The following is a 19,049-nucleotide window of genomic DNA, read 5'->3' as shown; positions in this document are numbered from 1 at the left end:
ATGCCGCTCTTTCAAGGCTTCAAGGACCACCTTGGTCTTGAACTTCGGGGTGAATTTTCTTCGTGTCATATTCAGTAAATTTAATGATTAAACTTACTGCCCTAATTTTTGGGGTATCTACAATGCACCATGCCATGCCCCATGTACTAAAACATATGTTTTTTTCAATTGTTCCAATTTTGATTTTTTTTAATGTGAGCAACAAAGATCCCCACACAGCACTTCAATTAAAATGGACAATTTTGGTAATCTAATGGACTTTTTAGGGACTAAACACAGAACTTAATTGGGTGTGATTGATTTTTTCACATCAAAAAACATGAAATAAGCACATTGCTTGGAAAAATCCATTCAAAAGGATAAATCGTCCATGTTACAACTCTGTATTGAGCACAACCTTTGCGAAGTCAATATTGACGTAACATATAAACCACAAAATGTAATGGAAACATTAGTAATTCCAACAAGAGAAGACGTATCAGTAGAAAACCAGGCCGTGTTTGCAAATTTAGAAAAGGCAATAGGTTTTATGCCCAACTTGTTTGCTGTTTTAGCCAACTCCCCTACCGCATTGGGTGATTATTTGTCTTTTGAAGGCAGAAAAAGTTCTTTAAACAATAAAGAAAAAGAAGTAGTAAAGTTAATTGTGAGTCAGTTAAACGGATGCGATTACTGTTTGGCCGCACATACAGGAGCAGCCCAGATGGTAGGATTTACAAAGGAACAAACCATTGAGATAAGAAAAGGTGCAATCTCTTTCGATGCCAAACTGGATGCCCTTGTTCTGTTCGCTAAAGAAGTTGTAGAACAAAAAGGAGACGTATCAGAGGAAACAAAATTCAAATTCTTTAGTGAAGGGTATGATGCTGAAAGTCTAATAGATGTATTACTTATCATTGGGGAAAAGGTCATATCAAATTATTTATTTGCATTAACCAAAGTACCGGTTGATTTCCCAGCAGCTGAAGAAATATAACCCATACATGCACCAAATGGAGTGTGTATGCCTGCTCCATTTGGTGTTAATTAAAATAGTAAGTGAGTTAATCTAATATGATAGGAGTTATGAATGACCAAAATGTCTATACTTTGATAAATCAGCAAAATGGAAACTTGGCATTCAAAATATTTTCATTTAACAACAATAGTCATTTTGACAATTTACAGCGTAATAACTACTATTCCATTATTTGGGTAAAGCAGGGCGAAGGACTCTTAAAAGTTGATTTTTCTGAATATCAATTCACAGATAATACTCTTTTTGCTTTTTCAGCCTATCAACCATTTATGTTTTCAACCCATGGAAAGATAAGTGGAGTTGCAATTCAATTTCATTCTGATTTCTATTGTATTTACCAAAATCCTGCTGATGCAAAATTTACAACGGCACTTTTTAATAACATATATGAAGCGCCATGTTTTGGAATCAATCAAGAAACAGGAAAAAGATTTGATTTCTTGATCAACGAATTAAAGCATGAATTTTCAAACCAAGAAAATCAAGAATATGAGCTTTTGGTCCCTATTTTAAAAATACTCCTAATCAATGCATCCAGAATTAAAGACAAGTCCAATCAAACAAGCACAAAAATTGTAGACTCCAGTGTACCCTATATTCTTCATAACCTAAAAATTAAAATAGAGCATCATTTTAAGAAAAAGCACTCTGCCAGTCAATATGCTTCATTATTAAACATTTCACCCAATTCTTTATCTAAATTGGTAAAATCCCATTTTAATAAGACCCTCACAGAGTTAATAGTGGAACGAATCATAATCGAGGCAAAACGTGAATTATATATGACCAACAAAACCATTAAGGAAATTGCTTGGTCCCTGGGATATAATGATGAATATTATTTCAGTCGATTGTTTAAAAAAAGTACAGAAGTTTCACCACAATTGTACAGGAACTCTGTGGGCTTTGGAAAGGCTGAATTGAATTAACATTGAGGCAATGATATATGTATCTAACCCAAAATAAATTGAACCAGCCTAATATAGGCTGAACTTGAATCCGTTTTACGGGTAACTGGAGAAAAGAATATACTCAGCCCGAAAATAAAAAAGACTGACCGTCATGGAATAACTAGCCTTACAACAATCTAAAGTTGAGATGGTCGAATGTAAAATATTCATATAATACTAAAGGCCATACACATACACTCTTGAATTGTATCACGGCCGCCCTTTTTGCCCCCCACAGTTCCTTATGGGTTTAGAAGTAATCTTATGTCAAAAACACCATTACAATAGATCTACCATTCCGCAAGACTTCCATCTTGGTTCCTCCAAATTGGGTTGCTCCATTGATGTCCTTCTTTTGCGGCACTCCTAAGTTTATCTTCATCAATACGTACACCAAGACCTGGTTCGGTTAAAAGTGAAATGTAACCATCCTCCATAGTAAAAACCTCAGGATTTTCCATATAATCCAACAAATCGTACCCTTTATTGTAATGAATGCCCAAACTACTCTCTTGAATAAAGGCATTTATGCAAGTAAAATCAATTTGCAAAGCCGATGCCAATGAAATTGGGCCCAGCGGACAATGCGGAGCCAGCGCCACATCGTATGCCTCCGCCATAGCCGCGATTCTTCGCACTTCTGATATCCCACCCGCGTGGCTCAAATCGGGCTGTACAATATCAACAACGCCCCTATGCAGCAGTTCCTTAAAATCCCATCTGGAGAACATACGTTCTCCTGTGGCAATCGGTATAGAAGTAAAGGAATATACATGTTCAAGGACACCGTTGTTTTCTCCTAATATGGGCTCTTCAATAAACATGGGGTTGTAGGGTTCCAACTCTGAAATAAGCCTCTTCATCATGCCCTTGTGCACCCTTCCATGAAAATCAAGTCCAATATCCAGATCATCCCCAAACTCTTCTCTCAGTAATTGAATGTTCTTGGTTACACTTTTTACTTTTTTTACGGAATCAATCCACTCCAACGCCCCTGTGGCATTCATTTTTATAGCTGTATATCCTTCTTTTACTTTGGACTGGGCCTGTTCAATAACCACTTCCGGACTATCACCGCCAATCCAGCAATACATCTTCATCTTCTTCCGGACCGCACCACCCAACAATTCATGCACCGGGACACCCAAAGATTTCCCCTTAATATCCCATAGTGCCTGGTCAATTCCAGCCAATGCACTCATTAAAATGGGACCACCTCTATAAAAACCGCCACGATAGATGGTTTGCCAAATATCCTCGATCTCGTTTGCCGATCGGCCTATAAAATATTTTGAAAGTTCCTGAACACATGCGGCAACGGTGTCCGCCTTACCTTCCACAACAGGCTCACCCCAACCAATTATGCCTTCTTTGGTGGTTATTTTAAGGAACAACCATCTTGGTGGCACCTTGAAGAGTTCAATGTTTTCAATCTGTAACTGACCCATTTTAATTTTTTAGACGTTCCACAAATCTTGATGCACTTATTGTGATGGCATCCAATTCTTCTTCTGTGTTGATTTCTGACTTGACCAAAGTACTTCCAATGCCCACTCCATCAATCCCTGCGGTAAACCAGTCACCCATATTGTCAATTCCTATACCACCAACGGCAAAAAAGTTGATGTTGGAAAAGGGGCCTTTCAACGATTTAAAATAGGGAGCCCCAAACTGATTCGCTGGAAAAAGTTTGATGATATCGGCTCCAAAATCAATGGCATTGGCTATCTCGGTTGGGGTCAAAGCTCCCATAGCCACAGGTATTTCAGCTTTATTTGCCATTTCAACAACAAGTTTATTGGTATTGGGTGTGACCAAAAACTGAGCTCCAGCATCAATGGCTTTTGAAGCCAATTCTGGCGTAGTAATCGTGCCGGCTCCAATTAAAACATCTGGGTATTTCTCTCGTGCTTTGCTGATTTCAACATCAAAATTGGGCGTGTTGGACGTAACCTCAAGTACCTTTATTCCTCCTTGTATAAGGTGGTTAATGACACGTGAAGTCATTTCGCCGTTCTTAAGTCGGACTATTGAAATTATTTTCTCATCCAAGAGTCTACGTAGTATTTTTTCTTTTTTCATCGTATCACATGTCCTGATAAGTTCCCATCCACCACCGATAAAATTTCTTCCTCCGTGCTGGTATGCAAATCTCCATTGATGGTATGTTTAAGTGCAAAGGCCGCGGTGGCAAATTCTATTGCCCTTTCTGATTTCCAATCCTTGTTCAATGAATGGAGATAGGCTGCAGCAAAGGCATCACCTGTTCCAAAGCGATCTTCCACTTGAACCTCATAAGGCTTAGAAAAGAAGGTTTCATTGTCCTTAAGTGCTGCACCTTGAAGCTTGTTTTGCGAAGCGGAGCGATGTTCCCGAATGGTAAAGGCCAAGTTTTTTACCCCAAAAAGGTCACTTGCCTTAAACATTGCCTTTTCGGTTCGTTCCAACTCGTCCTTTCCTGAAAACTTCAAATCATACACATCGTCCAATGCCCCTAAGTTGGCAAAAACCACATCTGAATTCTCTATTATAGCATCAAATATGTCCCTGGCAGTTTTCCCATCTGGCCATAATGTCCTTCTAAAGTTTAAATCAAAACTGACCTTTACACCTAACTTTTTAGCGGTTTCCGCTGCCAAAATTGACTCCTTGGCACATTGATCGGATAAGGCTGGCGTAATTCCGGAAAGATGCAGCCATTTTGTATTTTGTAAAATGGTATCCCAATCCAATTTCTTGGGCTCAATTTGACTTATTGCTGAACCTTGTCGATCATACACTACACGGGATGGCCGAATTGAAGCACCCAGCTCTATAAAGTAGGTTCCCATTCTATGGCCTCCCAGCAAAACCCCATCGGTGGCAACTCCAAATTGATTAAGCCCCAATAAGGCGGCCTTGCCCATAGGGTTGTTGGGCACCTTGCTCACAAAGGAAACCTGATTTCCCAAAAAGGACAGGGAAACAGCTACATTGGATTCTGCTCCAGCGTATCCCACGGCAAATTCCTGGGCAAGCAACAGCTTATCTCCCTTTTGTGAAGGCGTAAGCCTTAACATGATCTCTCCAAAAGTGACGAATTCCATCATTTTTTTATTGCCTTTATATAATTCTCACGGGTTATTCTTAAATGCTCACGCATAAAATTCTCAGCTCTTTTTGCATCTTGGGAAATTATTGCATCCGCTATCAATTGATGATAATGCATCATTTCATTTTTTTCCTCTTCAAGGTTTCCTTGGACCGATTTAGCAAAAACCCCAAGTTTAAATTTTGGCATAAGATTAAAAATGGGGTCTACCAATAGGTGTAGTACCGGATTATCCACACAATCAAGAAGAATCCTGTGAAATTGGTTGTCGAGCTCAGCCTCTTTCCTTTTGTTTTCCAGAGGACATTGCTTCATTTTTTCCATATTCCCGTTCAGTTGAACCAAATGGTCTTGGGTTCTAACGAGGGCTGATTTTGCGGCTATCATCGGTTCAATCATAGCCCGCGAATCAATGGTGCTCAACATGACATCTTGGTCTGAGGACAACTTAAAGAACATGTTCAAGGTTTCAGAGGCATTTTTTATGCTCATCTCCGAAACATAGGCTCCACTCCCCTTCTTTACTTCCACAATTCCCTTTGCATTTAACCCTTTTAAGGCTTCCCGCACTACAGTTCTGCTGACGTTGAAAATAGAACAGAGTTCATTCTCAGTCGGTAACTTCTGCAAGGGCTGATATTGACCTTTTCTGATTGCTCTGGTCAGTTCTTCCTCAACCTGCTTACTAAGGGGTCCGCGATTTTCTATGGGTTGAAACAAATCCATCAAAAATATTTGTCATACATCATACAAATTTATTTAAAAATAATGAAATATGCATCACTAAGATAGATTAGTTGATAGGGATTTATGGCACCTTTATTACCATAGCAGGGCGTAAATGACGGTCAAAACTATCATAATACAAAAAGACACTACATTGAACAGCGGTCCGGTCCTGAAAGTTTCCTTTTTCAGCTCTATGCCCTTGGGGTCGTCTTTACCATTGGTCTTTAGATAACTGGCCAACATAATGACTGCCATGGTGATAAGGCAGGTCAATCCCATTTGGTCCATCCACGGTAGGGATGGAAAAAGGGATTCAAGTGCACTTCCTTCGGCCCAGCCTTTTGGGCCAACTTTGAAGAACATAGCAATGGGTATGGAGACCAGAACCCCAATGATGGCACCTCTGTTGGTCGTCTTTTTCCAAAAAAGCCCCAACAAGAACACGGCCAAGATACCAGGACTTACCACTCCAGTGTATTCCTGTATAAATTGAAAAGCCTGATCCAATCCTCCCAAAAGTGGAGCTACTACCATGGCAATGACAAGAGCGGCGGCGGCGGATAGTCGACCTACCCCAACAAGTGCCCTATTGCTTGCCGCACTATTGATGTGTTGTTTGTAGATATCCATCGTAAAAATGGTCGAGGTGGAATTCAACATCGAAGCCAATGAGGAAACGATAGCCGCCGCAAGAGCTGCAATGGCCACCCCCTTCAACCCTGTGGGCAAGAACTGCATCAACCAAGGGTATGCTTTATCAGAAGCTCCAGAGGAAGGGATATTGGCAAGTCCCTGCTCTCCAAGACCCGACAATAGGCTTGGGTCATTGACAATGACATAAGCTGCAATTCCAGGAATGACAACAATTAGAGGGATAATTAACTTTAAGAAAGCTGCAAACAATATTCCTTTTTGGGATTCCTTTAGGGATTTGGCAGCTAGCGTACGCTGTATGATATATTGGTTGAATCCCCAATAGTATAGGTTGGCCACCCAAAGCCCGCCTACAAGTACACCTATGCCAGGTAGGTTTATGTATTCAGGATTGGTTTTGTCCAATATCATATCAAAATGACCCGGAACTGTATCAAAAATGGTGTGCAACCCAGCCATTACTCCCTGGCCATCGGATACGGTATCCAACGCCAAATAGGTCGTGACCAAGCCACCCAAGACCAAGAACACCACTTGGATAATATCTGTCCAAGCAACTGCCGCCAATCCACCGTAAAGGGAATAGGCCGCTGCGAAAAGCCCTAAGCCAATAATAGCATAGATCATGTCAACCCCCAAAATGGTCTCCAGTGCAAGTCCCCCCAAATACAAAACCGAGGTAAGATTCACAAAAATGTAGAGGCAGACCCAGAAAACGGCCAAAATAGATTTCAGGTTGGTTGAGAATCGTTTTTCTATAAATTCAGGGATGGTGTACAGTTCTTTTTCAATGAAAATGGGAAGGAAATATTTGCCTACAATGAGAAGCGTCAGGGCACCCATCCATTCATAGGATGCGATACCCAGCCCAAGGGCAAAACCTGAGCCAGACATGCCAATAAATTGTTCAGCGGAAATGTTTGCTGCTATCAAAGAAGCTCCAATAGCCCACCAGGGCAAGGATTTGCTTGCCAAAAAATAATCCTCTGTACTTTTCTTCTCTCCTTTCTTGGTCCGGGAAACCCAAAGGCCCACTGTTAATATGACAAGTGCATACAGTACAAAGACCAAATAGTCCCAAAATTCAAAACTGCTTTCCATAATTATTGGTTGTTCGTTGGTTGATACTTATTTAATGGCTATCCATTTTGGCATAGTGTTCTATTGGAAGCTGTGCCAAGGTTTGCGCCGCCTGTTCAGCGGTGATATCTCGCTGGGGATTGGCAAACATTTCGTAGCCGACCATGAATTTCTTTACCGTGGCAGAACGCAACAAAGGCGGGTAGAACGACATGTGGAAATGCCATTCTGCATGCTCTTCTCCGTCTGTAGGCCGCTGATGTATCCCAGATGAATAGGGAAACGAAGTCTCAAAGAGATTGTCGTACTTGGTAGTTACTATTTTGATCATCTCGGCAAAGCTCTTCTTTTCTTTTTCATCAATTTGTTCAATGTCTTGGTAGTGCCCTCTTGGAACGATCATCATCTCATAGGGCCATACTGCCCAATAGGGCACCAAGGCTACAAAATAGTCATTCTCGGCAACTATTCGTTCATCAAGTTCCAGTTCTTGTTTCAAATAATCTCCTAAAAGGCTACTTTGGTTCTTTTCCCAATATTCTTTTTGATGGATGGTCTTCTTCTCCACTTCCTGCGGAATGGAACTCTGTGCCCAGATCTGTCCATGTGGATGTGGGTTGCTGCATCCCATGATGGCTCCTTTGTTTTCAAAAATCTGCACGTGGTTGATATTGTTCATACTCCCCAGTTCCAGATATTCCTTTTGCCAAAGTAAAACCACTTTTTCAATTTCGGAAACTTCCATTTGGGGTAGTGTCAAGGAATGATCTGGAGAAAAACAGACCACCTTACAGATACCGGCTTCACTTTTTCCCAGTAAAAGTCCCTCGTTATATACCTCCATCGATGTATCTGGAAGCAGAGCTGAAAAATCATTGGCAAAACTGAATACATCCTCATAATTGGGGTTGGTCTTCCCGCCTGCCCTGACATTTCCTGGGCACAGATAACATTCCTTATCGTAGGATGGCTTATCCAAGGTGGGCAGTTTTTCCTGTTTGCCCTGCCATGGCCGTTTGGTGCGGTGTGGGGATACCAGTACCCATTCTCCAGTAAGAATGTTATACCTGCGGTGCGGTATTTGGTTCAATTGGTTATCAGCCATGCTTTTTGATGATTGTTGTCCCTTCACTGGGAACGGTTTGGAAAGAGGACAGTTCAATGGAAAACTTCTTTTTGTAGGCCTCGCTCGCCGCATTCATAAAATCATCAATAGCTTCCTTATGGATAATGTTCAAGGTACACCCGCCAAAACCACCTCCTACCATCCGGGCGCCGAGTACTTCTTTCCAATCTCTTGAAAAATCCACCAAAAAATCAAGCTCTGGGCAGCTCACCTCATATCTTTTACTTTGTCCTTCATGGGATTGGTACAAGAGTTTTCCAAAATCAACGAGGCGGTTCTTCCTTAGGTGTTGTGCAGCTTTTAAAACCCTTTTGTTTTCTTCGAGTACATAACTGCATCTCCTGTAGCGAACATCACCAAGTTCTTCCTTACATTCATTTATCATGTCCATGGTTATATCCCTAAATGAATTGGGTACGCCAAATCGATCGGAAATGATCTTGAGACCTGATGAGCTTTCTTCCCTTCTATCGTTATACCCGCTTGTGGCTAGGTTATGTTTGACATTGGTGTTCAACATTAAAATCACATAGGGATCTATATGGGTAGGAATATACTCAAAATCCAATGATTGGCAATCCAGTAACATAGAATGGTTATTTCGTCCCATCACAGAAGCAAATTGATCCATTATCCCACATTGGGCACCTACAAAGTTATGTTCAGCTCTTTGTCCAAGTTTGATTATTTGCCAGCGATCAAGTCCTAAACCAAAAAGCTCGTTCAATCCAAAAGCCAAACCACACTCTAATGCAGCTGATGAACTTACACCAGATCCTGCAGGCACATTGGTCTCCATCTCACAATCAAACCCCTTTAAACCCTGTGTGAGCAACTGCATCTCGTTCAGGACACCCAGTACATAATTGTGCCAACCTTCGGTGCCCTTATCTATTTTGGCAAGATCAACGACCAGAACACTGTCAAAGCCCCTGCTCTTTATGGTGCACCTGGTTATGCTACCATTGGCCCTGAACCTCATGGTAATGGACTTATCAATGGCGGCCGGCAGCACAAACCCATCATTGTAGTCTGTGTGCTCCCCAATTAGGTTGATTCTCCCAGGCGAGGAGACCTCCAGGTCGTATACAAATTTTGCGACATCCAGATCGCCTTCTATTTTTTTCTCCATTAAACCACTATCATTTTTCATCTATTTCTCAAAATCAAATTGAATTCATATTTACTCGACCGAAAATCTGTATTCCGTAACGGTATGGTAAGTAGCCCCCGGATTTAATTGTATGGATGGAAATTCTGGTTGGTTCGGTGTATCTGGAAAATGCTGGGTCTCCAAACAAAACGCTGTCCTGAAGTCGTCTTTGGCACCAGATTTCAATGTATTCTTTGAAGCCATAAAGTTTCCGCTGTAAAACTGGATTCCCGGTTCTTCAGTAAACACCTCCATGACAACTCCCGATTTATCCCCCACAACCTTTGCTGCTCGAAGTAAGCCAATTTCATCACTATTTAAAACATAGTTGTGGTCATACCCCTTGCCAAATCCCAATTGTTCATTGGCCGCTTTAATACGCTTACCAATCGTATGCGGCTTCCTAAAATCGAAGGGGGTTGAGGCTACTTCTCTCAACTCTCCAGTGGGAATAAGTCCAGAATTCACTGGGGTGAATCGGTCTGCATTGATTTGCAGCTTATGGTTCAAAATTGAACCGCTTCCTTCCCCATTGAGGTTAAAATAGGCATGGTTGGTTAAATTTACCACCGTAGGTTTATCCGTAGTCGCTTCATATTCAATCTTAACCGCATTGTTTTCAGTGAGCGAGTAGATTACCTTCGCTTGTAAATTCCCGGGGAAACCCTCCTCCATATCAGGAGAGGTGTACGTTAAAATCAATGTATGCCCATTGGGTTGTTCGGCATCCCACACCACATCTTGAAATCCTTTATAGCCGCCATGTAGGGTATTTTTATTGTCATTGGTAGGCAGAGCATATTCATTTCCGTTTATGGAAAACCTACCATTTGCAATACGGTTGCCAACCCTCCCAATGGTTGCTCCAAAATAGGCTTCGGGTGATTCAATGTATTCCTTAATGCTACTGCGACCAATATTTATGTCAATTGCATTCCCATTTTTGTCCTGCACAAAAAGGCTTATGATGCGTCCTCCATAATTGGTCATGGCCATTTTTAAATCCTTCCGCTGTAACCAATACAGTTTTACGGATTTACCATCAACTGATGTGTTAAAGTCTTCATCCTTTATGGTACTGACCCTTGCGGTTGGTTGGGCATCGCTTTTGCTTTTGTTTTCCTGTTTTGTTTTGCACGATATACACAATAGAATTACAAAAAAAGCTATTACCCATCTGAGAATTTTAATTTTTGACCGAATGATCATTTCTCCTCACCGTTTAATTTTTTGATCAAATCAACTTCGTCTTGTCTATAAGGAGTACCGTCCTTTCTAAATATGTCGTGAAACCATTCAATAGGCTCAGCTCCATCTTCAATGGGAGTGTTCCATGCATATATGGTATTGGATTTTCCATTGACCAACCCCCAGTTAATAGCTCCTATATTTTCCTTTTTAAGAACAGGTAAAACATTGGAGAATCTGCTGTTGTTGGTCCGTGCCATATATTCGGTACAGATCATGGGGCGCCCATGTGTCTTTAGTAAATTGATTACATGCTGGTGTTTTTTCTCATCGTCATAATGGTGATAGGTCAGAATGTCTGAATTTGCCGCTTGGAACTCATTCAGTTCCTGAAAATCCCAGCGCCATAGACCTGCACTCAATGGCTGACTTGGGTTGACTTCCCGAGCCCAAGTAAAAATTGCTTTTAAAAGGGGCATGGAACCTGTCAATTTATCCGTATTCCCGGGTTCGTTATAAAGATCCCACAGAAGTACACGATCATCATTGGCGAAAGTGTTCAGGATATCCTTTACATAGATTTCCAAGGCTGGAAAATTTTCTTTGTTCTTGGATGCCGGGTCTCCCGGATCTTGTACCCAACCCGAATTATGGGTTCCTGTAACGGGCTCAGGCTGCTTTCCAATTTTTGGCTCTTTCCCCCAAACATCATCAAAAAACACAAACATGGTTTTAATACCGTGCTTGTTGGCAATGCCCAAATAGGTTTCCATATTTTTCTTGAAGTCCTTTGGATTTGCTTTATAGGCCAAACTGTGCAGGTATACTCTCATGGTGTTGAACCCTATGCTTTCGGCATAGCCCAACTCACGATCAATGGTCTCTGGATCAAATGTGCTGGATTGCCACATTTCCAATTGGTTGATTGCTGTACTGGGCACAAAATTGGCTCCCGTAATCCATTTTTGTTTGGCGTACCACTCGCTCGCTTTTTCTTTTGACCATTTATTCTTCTCCAGAACATTTTCTTGGGCATTTGCCACAAGGATTGCACATAAAAACAGCCCAGTAATCAATATTCGCTTCATAATAATCTTGTTATTTTTTGATTCACACTTAAATATTTTTGAGTGCTTTAGTTTGGAATTAGCATCGACCTTAAAATTGGAATAGGTCATTTTGCGTAGGGAGTTTAACAATAGAATTACCGGGCCTTTTGCAAAGCCCGATAATTTCCATCAACTAAACTCAAACAATCTAATTCAAACTAACTAACACTCGTACTCAATTAATTCTTGGTTTTATTTTGGTTTTTGGATGACCTTTTCCAACGGCCATGGCGCACCAAAATCCGGTCTACTCTCTTCATCCCAACCAAACCGTTGTATCCTAGTACTCCGTTGGGAACATCCCAATTCGGGTTTGTCCTTTGCATGATACACCAGCCAATGTTCGCTGGGATCATTGGAGGTGGTGATGCTATGGTGGCCTGGACCATACACATTGTTATCTGTGGAAAATTCAAAGACCGCTTTTGAGAATCGCTTCCAAGAGGCGGCTTTGGTAAAATCTGAATCCTTCTTGGCCGCCAACATGCCCAAGGAATAATTATCGTCCCAACAGGCTCCCGCCGAATACACAATAAAGACCTCATCCCCTGGCCCCTCCAAAAATGAAGGTCCCTCCAGAATACTTCTCTCCCCAGTTTTCTCCCAATCATATTTGGGTGCGGCCAAAATGGTTTCATCGTTATTTAAGGTCCAAGGGTTGGACATGGTAGCGATGGCTATATCACTGTGGTCATCTACGTAGGGTGAATACATGAAATATCGTTTATCGCCGTATTTGAAAATGGACCCGTCGATTCCGCAGTATTTTGTGTTGATTTTCCCCTTATCAATCCACTCCCCTTGCATTGGATCTTGATGGCCGTTCTCCAGAACAAAGACATATCTAGAGTGATCTCCTTCGTTGGATGCATCTGCAGCGGTATAATAGATGTACCACTTTCCATCGACATGATGAATCTCTGGCGCCCAAATGCAACAACTGTTTTCCCCCTCACTGGGAGCTTTCCATACTGTTTTTGAACCAACGGTTTCCACTTGGGTAAGGTCTTTAGTGGCCCAAAGTTCCAAGCGGTTTCCCCTTGTTACCATGAAATAATAATACCCATTGTTGTGAAGCATGGCATAGGGATCGGCACCATCCTCAAGAATGGGATTGGTGAATGTGTTTTTATCCTGACCTATTCCCATCTGAAAGAAGAAAATGGAAATCATATAGACCAGTATGTTTTTTAAATTTTTCAAACTCTTTTGTATTAGTTGAATTATTGCATCCTATTCGGAGGGAATTTCAATGACATCTTCCACAGATCTAGGTGTTCCGATGACGGGATAGCCTTCCTCACTCCATTGAATCATTTGCATCCTTGGCGAACGATGCGAACCGCATCCTTGGCCTGGTTCTGAATTGGCATGGTACAGAATCCAATCCTCTTTGCCGTTAGGTGACTTAAAAAAGGAGTTGTGCCCGGGGCCATACACTCCATTTTCGGGTGATTGCGTGAATATGGGTTCATCCGACTTTACCCAAGCGTCTGGGTCCAATAAATTATCGGTTCCGATAAACGTCAATAATCCCAACGAGTAATAATCGGTCCAACATCCGCTTGCGGAGAACACAATAAAAATATTCTCGTCATGGGACAAAAATTGTGGTCCTTCGTTCACATATACCTGGGGAGGGTTACTATCGGAAGTGCCTTCATTCCAATGCCTTTCCCATTCATGGGTGGGTGACGAAATTTTTACACGGTCTCCTTCAATCTCCAAAGGGTTTTTCATTTTGGCGATGAAAATATCTTGCTGCCCGTTGGCATCGCCTTCCCATCCAGACCATATCATATACAATTGTCCCTTATGCCTAAAAACATTGCCATCAATAGCCCATTTGTCCGTAGCTGCAGCTATCTTCCCCTTAAACTCAAAAGTGCCTTGAAAGGGATTCTCGTTCGAGTTTTCCACAGCATACATTCTGTGGGTCTCGTTGTTCCCATCATCTGCAGCAAAGTACACATACCATTTTCCATCAATAAAATGCACTTCTGGTGCCCAAATATCATGGGAGTACAATGTGCCCTCTGGTGGGGTCCAAATTGTCTTGGTCTCCGCTTCACTGAGATTTGCCAAGTTTTTCACCTTTCTCAAGACCAGTTTATTGCCCTCTGTACTGGTGTAATAATAGTATCCGTCATGGTAAATGTTGAACGGGTCCGGACCAGATGGCAACAATGGGTTGGTGAACGTCTCTTTCTGCTGTTGTTCCGCCTTTACAGTTTCTTTTTTTTCTGTCCGCTCCTGACATGAAATCAAACAAAAGCCCAATACCACAACAAGGGGTCCATAAACTATTGATCTACTTCTATTTTTCATTGAATTCTTCTTTAACAATCTCAAATTTTTCAACTAGTTGGTTATATTCTTTTTTTGAAATGGTAATCATGCAACCGTGCCTAACCTCTTTGGGCAATGCATATTTATCCCAATCACTGTAAAATGTATACCCTGATGCTTGATACCACGGGCCATTCAAATTATCGGCCACGGAGAGCCCATAGGAAACCCCTGGATATTGCTCATAATACAGGTACCAAACTTTATTGTTTGGGGAGGGAATTAGGGTTGGTGCCTCCCTAAAATTTGGGCTTATGGGGTCTGTTGGAAAGGAATACGGTCCCAACAAGGAATCTGACCTTGCAATTCGTATGGTCTTTCCAGTTGGCCAGTACAAAGTTGGATAGGTTTCATCCTTTATAATGGCAAAATAGGTGTCCTCTACCTTTCTGATGATAACGTCAATGGTGCCAATATTCCAATCAAAAAGTTTTTTGGGGGTATTGGAAAATGTCTTCAAATCCTTTGAAAGCACATACAAAGTCCTTTGACTTGCCCAATACCGTTCTGGGTCCGTTTTGGTGCCTTCTTTGTGCGGCGTATGCCAGGTCATGACAAATTGAGCCGAAGCTTCATCATAAAAAAGTTTAGGTGCCCCAATACGCTGTAGCGCCTCTGAATAATCCGGAGTTTGTTTGAGGTTTGGCGTATACACCCCGTGTTTCTTCCAGCTAATCAAATCATCAGAAACCCAAATATTGATATCAGGTGAGGAATCACTGGTATTGCCCAAAATATAGTACTTTCCATCGGGTCCTTTGCAGATATCTGGATGGCCTTGATATGCATCAAAAACTCGTTCCCCATTGTTCAAACGTTGCCAATGCAAGCCGTCCAAGCTAACGGAGTAATACAAGCGGCCATAATCCTCATGGGTCATGTGGGCAAAAAGATAGGCCTCATTTTTGGGCGACTCATTTTCGGAAACCTGCCCCGGTATATCGGGTTGCTGGGCAATTAAGTCCGCAGACCCCATTAGAGCAACTAAAAACAATATGCGATACACCAAGTTCATCTTCAAATTCTGTATTTTTTCAGTTTGGTTCATGTTGATTGGTTTTTATGGTACGCGTCTGATTTCCCACAAAATCATATACATTAATTTGTTTTACACTTTTTGTGGGGACAAAAATGTCCCTTGAGGACTGGGTTAAATATCCACTGCCATATCCTATTTCCTTATGTTCAGACTTCCCATTATCAAATATCATTTCGAGTGATGCTTCATTAGCTTGAAGCGAGATAAATTCACCATTGGATGCTATTGAAGTTCTTAGCAATTGTACTGGTGCATTGTTATTGGTAACTATGAAAAGATTCTCATTGCCTGTATTTACCATTCCCAGCGCTTTTTGGTCATAATCCAAGTAAAGCCCAGAGTTGGATTGCGGGACATAGGTGAAATCCCCATTTCCATTTCCCAACAACAAAGTGCCCAAAGAAGCATTGTATGGTCCCGTGTAGGTTTCAAAAGATTCAGAATTGCCCACAAGTAGCACATCTAAAAATCCATCTGCATTAAAGTCATTGGCCATCGTTCCAAAAACTGGAGAAAACTGTACTTCATTGGGCAACGGTTTTAAAACAAACTTTGAATTACCTTTGTTTTCGATATAGCAACTGCGCATTTCGGTGGCAGAAAGTACAATAGCGCTTTCCAGTTCCTTCTTGCTGAAAATATCATTTATGGAAGCTTTTGAATAGGCATCATATGTTCCAAACCGCTTGTGGGTGAGGCTCAATTGTTCTTGCATTACATCTCGAACGGCCACAGGAACATCCTCGCCGTTTTTAGAATAGCTCACAATGGGATCGTTGGTGCCATTATGGTCAAAATCTGAGCCATAGACTTTTAAAGGCCTATCGGGATAGGCTCTATACTGACTATTTAACCCAAGATTCCCGGCGATATAATCCATGTCCCCATCTTGATCAAAATCGCCAGCGGTTATGCTGTTCCACCATCCGCTTGAATTGGGAATTGTGGCTTGTTCATCCCATTTTAGTGTTCCTTCATGATTCTTAAAGAAGGTTATGGGCATAAATTCACCCGCCACCACTAAATCATACCATCCGTCCAAATTATAATCAGTCCACAAGGCCGCGCTTACCATGCCCACATTTTGCAACCCATCCACCGTATGGGCCACATCATTGAAAATCCCATCATCATTTCGCAACAAATAACTGTCCGGTGATTTTGGAAATTCGCCAACGGCGACCCGGCTTCCCCTAAAAATATCCAGATCTCCATCGCGATCGTAATCAGAAGCTACCACAACACTGCCGCTAAAGCGTGTTTTGGGAATCAAGTTTTGGGACCGGGACATATTGCCTTTGCCATCATTCAAATACAACCGATCGTTGTAGATATAGTCATCTTCCTTTAGGTTTACACTGCCGCCGCTTACAACATACAAATCATTATCCCCATCATTATCGGCATCAAAAAGAAGCGCACCCATATCTTCCATATTGTTCTCCCCTTGAGGCAAGGCTTCAAATTTTCCCGGTGTTTTTTGAAGGTAAATAGTTCGCAATCGTTTGGAATCCGCTCCTATGAAAATGTCATCCAAACCATTATTGTCCACATCGGCTATGGCCATGCCCGGAGAAAGTTGGTTGTATTGCTGGTGTAGGGAGAAGGTGCGTTTGAATTCATCAAAAGCATATTCCTCATGTTTATAGGTCAATCCCAAACTATCCGCGTTCAGCAGTTGAAAAATTTGCTGTTCTGAAGGTTGAACTGTAAAATGCTGTTCTTCTTGGGATTGATATTTTATAGTATGAAGCATATCCGGAACTAACCCCTCCAGCTTTTGAATTTTACCATCGGTCCAAACAACTTCCACCCTAAAACTGGTGTTATTTCCCAACCCAAATGAGAGTATGGGATCCACAGAGGACATATACCCTCTTACCGGTAGGTTTTCCTGATATTTTAATTCCCCGGAAGGAAGCAAGACCCTCACCTTTGCACCTACTTCTTTACTCTGACCTGTATCGGATTTTAATTGAAGTCGCACAAAATGGGATTCGCTTTTGGGTTCTGCGTTTTCGGAAGAGGTTGGGGAAATAAGTTCGTTTCGGTACAAGCTTGCCTCAGAATCGATATTGTTGAACACCAAATCAAGGTCGCCATCATTGTCAAAATCAGCATAAGCCGCACCATTGGAATAGGTGCTTTCTTGAAGTCCCCAGGTTTCCGAAGCATTTTTAAAGGTTAAATCTCCATTATTCTTGAAAATGTAGTTCTGTAATTTTATTTCTGGAAGCTCATACAGTTTTTTGATTCTATTCTGCCGTGCCTCCTCTTGGTTCTTGCCTTGAAAAGCTGCCTCTTGGTTTAGGTACACGGCATAATCTAAATTGGTAATATCACGGCGATAGCCGTTAGTGACCACCAAATCTTTTAATCCGTCGTTATCAAAATCGGCCAATAAGGGCGCCCAGCTCCAATCTGTGGCATGAATGCCAGCTAGCTGACCTATTTCACTAAATCGAAGACTTCCATCCTGGTTGTTCCCTTGGTTGATTTGCAGGACATTTCTAACATACTCCTCTTGATAGCCAAGACCTTTAGCCATGCTAAAAAAGTCTCTGTTGGTCTTCATGACCATCATTTTTCTTCGCTGCTCCTCTTCAGGTAACATATCCACGACACAGATGTCTGAAAGTCCATCATTGTTGACATCCTGTATGTCCACTCCCATACTATTGTATGAAGTGTGCTTTAAATACTCTGCGGATTTGTCTACGAAGGTGCCATCATGGTTGTTGATCCAGATATTGTCGTTGGAGACAAAATCGTTGGCACAGTACACATCGAGCCAACCGTCTTGGTTTAAGTCTGTTACACAAACCCCCAATCCATGGCCCTCTTTTAGGATACCTGCACTAAGAGTCACATTTTCAAAGCTTGGATGACCATCTACAAATCCATTGTTCCGGTACAGCCGATCGTTTGATGGGCTCTCACCATTATTGCGCTTTTTATGCAGTTGGTTACGACCTGTTTTTTCCATGGCATTGCTAAGAATGTAGCAATCCAGGTCGCCATCTTTGTCATAATCGAAGAAAACCGATTGTATGGAAAATCCATCATCAGCAAGGCCATACACATTGCTCAACTCTTCAAAAATGGGAATTCCTTCAGCGTTGTTTCCTTGGTTGATGAACAACAGGTTGGACCTTTCTTCTTTAGATCCTGTTGCATGGGCGACGGCCACATACATATCCAACAAGCCATCTTGGTTGACATCTGCCACCGAAACCCCGGTGCACCACTTCGTGGTGGCAACACCAGCTTTTTCAGTGACCTCAAGAAAGGTAAAGTCACCCTGATTTATATACAATTGGGAGGACACCAGATTTCCTGCAAAGAAGATGTCCTGAAGTCCATCTGCATTGAAATCACCTATTCCCACACCAGCACCGTTGAAAAGCACATCATATTCCAAAGCATTGAGGGTATCACTTTCAAACGGTTGAATTTGATTATTAAAATCAATTCCTGAGTGTGTACTGGATATCCGTTTGAACATCTTTGGTTGAGCATCATTTTCAGAACAAGCTGCAAAACATAAACAAAGGGCAGTAGCG

Annotated in this window: 15 protein-coding genes; 2 read left to right on the top strand and 13 right to left on the bottom strand. The window is 41.8% G+C overall.

Features of this window, described 5'->3' with window-relative positions; translation table 11 throughout:
• Positions 1–337: 337 nt before the first annotated feature.
• Both J0X14_RS17620 and J0X14_RS17615 read left to right on the top strand, forming a co-directional pair.
• Positions 338–976: a carboxymuconolactone decarboxylase family protein gene (locus J0X14_RS17620; RefSeq protein WP_242528089.1), complete on the top strand. Its 639-nt coding sequence runs from the start codon at positions 338–340 to the stop codon at positions 974–976.
• 89 nt (positions 977–1,065) lie between these two features.
• Positions 1,066–1,947 carry a helix-turn-helix domain-containing protein gene (locus tag J0X14_RS17615; protein ID WP_207099137.1) on the top strand — a complete coding sequence of 294 codons (882 nt, stop codon included), beginning with the start codon at positions 1,066–1,068 and terminating at the stop codon, positions 1,945–1,947.
• Between the two features lie 311 nt (positions 1,948–2,258).
• Here the strand turns inward: J0X14_RS17615 and dgoD are convergent, their stop codons facing one another.
• The 13 genes from dgoD to J0X14_RS17550 form a co-directional block, all read right to left on the bottom strand.
• The gene (dgoD, locus tag J0X14_RS17610; RefSeq protein ID WP_207099136.1) at positions 2,259–3,416 is read right to left on the bottom strand and encodes a galactonate dehydratase; all 1,158 of its coding nucleotides are present in this window, start codon (positions 3,414–3,416) and stop codon (positions 2,259–2,261) included.
• A 1-nt stretch (position 3,417) separates the two neighbouring features.
• Positions 3,418–4,050 carry a bifunctional 4-hydroxy-2-oxoglutarate aldolase/2-dehydro-3-deoxy-phosphogluconate aldolase gene (locus tag J0X14_RS17605; protein WP_207099135.1) on the bottom strand — a complete coding sequence of 211 codons (633 nt, stop codon included), beginning with the start codon at positions 4,048–4,050 and terminating at the stop codon, positions 3,418–3,420.
• Positions 4,047–5,057 carry a sugar kinase gene (locus J0X14_RS17600; protein ID WP_242528088.1) on the bottom strand — a complete coding sequence of 337 codons (1,011 nt, stop codon included), beginning with the start codon at positions 5,055–5,057 and terminating at the stop codon, positions 4,047–4,049. Before J0X14_RS17600 ends, J0X14_RS17605 begins: the two co-directional genes overlap by 4 nt.
• Positions 5,054–5,785, bottom strand: a complete 732-nt coding sequence (locus tag J0X14_RS17595) for a FadR/GntR family transcriptional regulator (protein ID WP_207099134.1) — start codon at positions 5,783–5,785, stop codon at positions 5,054–5,056. The genes J0X14_RS17600 and J0X14_RS17595 overlap by 4 nt, the downstream gene beginning before the upstream one ends.
• Positions 5,786–5,881: 96 nt before the next feature.
• A complete protein-coding gene (locus J0X14_RS17590; protein WP_207099133.1) occupies positions 5,882–7,543 on the bottom strand; it encodes a sodium/sugar symporter in 1,662 nt (553 codons plus the stop codon).
• A gap of 31 nt (positions 7,544–7,574) precedes the next feature.
• Positions 7,575–8,627, bottom strand: a complete 1,053-nt coding sequence (locus tag J0X14_RS17585) for a UDP-glucose--hexose-1-phosphate uridylyltransferase (protein WP_207099132.1) — start codon at positions 8,625–8,627, stop codon at positions 7,575–7,577.
• Positions 8,620–9,780, bottom strand: coding sequence for a galactokinase (gene galK / locus J0X14_RS17580; RefSeq protein WP_242528087.1), 1,161 nt, complete (start codon positions 9,778–9,780; stop codon positions 8,620–8,622). The genes J0X14_RS17585 and galK overlap by 8 nt, the downstream gene beginning before the upstream one ends.
• A gap of 51 nt (positions 9,781–9,831) precedes the next feature.
• Entirely contained in the window at positions 9,832–11,010 is a 1,179-nt protein-coding gene (locus J0X14_RS17575; protein WP_207099130.1) for an aldose epimerase family protein, read from the bottom strand.
• Positions 11,007–12,077, bottom strand: coding sequence for a glycoside hydrolase family 2 TIM barrel-domain containing protein (locus tag J0X14_RS17570; protein ID WP_207099129.1), 1,071 nt, complete (start codon positions 12,075–12,077; stop codon positions 11,007–11,009). Before J0X14_RS17570 ends, J0X14_RS17575 begins: the two co-directional genes overlap by 4 nt.
• A 213-nt stretch (positions 12,078–12,290) precedes the next feature.
• Positions 12,291–13,301 carry a family 43 glycosylhydrolase gene (locus tag J0X14_RS17565; protein ID WP_207099128.1) on the bottom strand — a complete coding sequence of 337 codons (1,011 nt, stop codon included), beginning with the start codon at positions 13,299–13,301 and terminating at the stop codon, positions 12,291–12,293.
• A gap of 30 nt (positions 13,302–13,331) precedes the next feature.
• Entirely contained in the window at positions 13,332–14,426 is a 1,095-nt protein-coding gene (locus J0X14_RS17560) for a family 43 glycosylhydrolase (RefSeq protein WP_207099127.1), read from the bottom strand.
• Positions 14,416–15,495: a glycoside hydrolase family 43 protein gene (locus J0X14_RS17555; protein ID WP_242528086.1), complete on the bottom strand. Its 1,080-nt coding sequence runs from the start codon at positions 15,493–15,495 to the stop codon at positions 14,416–14,418. Before J0X14_RS17555 ends, J0X14_RS17560 begins: the two co-directional genes overlap by 11 nt.
• Complete coding sequence (locus J0X14_RS17550; protein ID WP_207099126.1) at positions 15,482–18,991, bottom strand: VCBS repeat-containing protein; 3,510 nt, start codon at positions 18,989–18,991, stop codon at positions 15,482–15,484. The genes J0X14_RS17555 and J0X14_RS17550 overlap by 14 nt, the downstream gene beginning before the upstream one ends.
• Positions 18,992–19,049 lie beyond the last annotated feature (58 nt).

Source organism: Allomuricauda sp. CAU 1633, assembly GCF_017313225.1.
Classification (GTDB): domain Bacteria; phylum Bacteroidota; class Bacteroidia; order Flavobacteriales; family Flavobacteriaceae; genus Flagellimonas.
The sequence above is the reverse complement of the archived record's forward strand: the minus strand, read 5'-3'. Positions and strand labels throughout refer to the sequence as shown.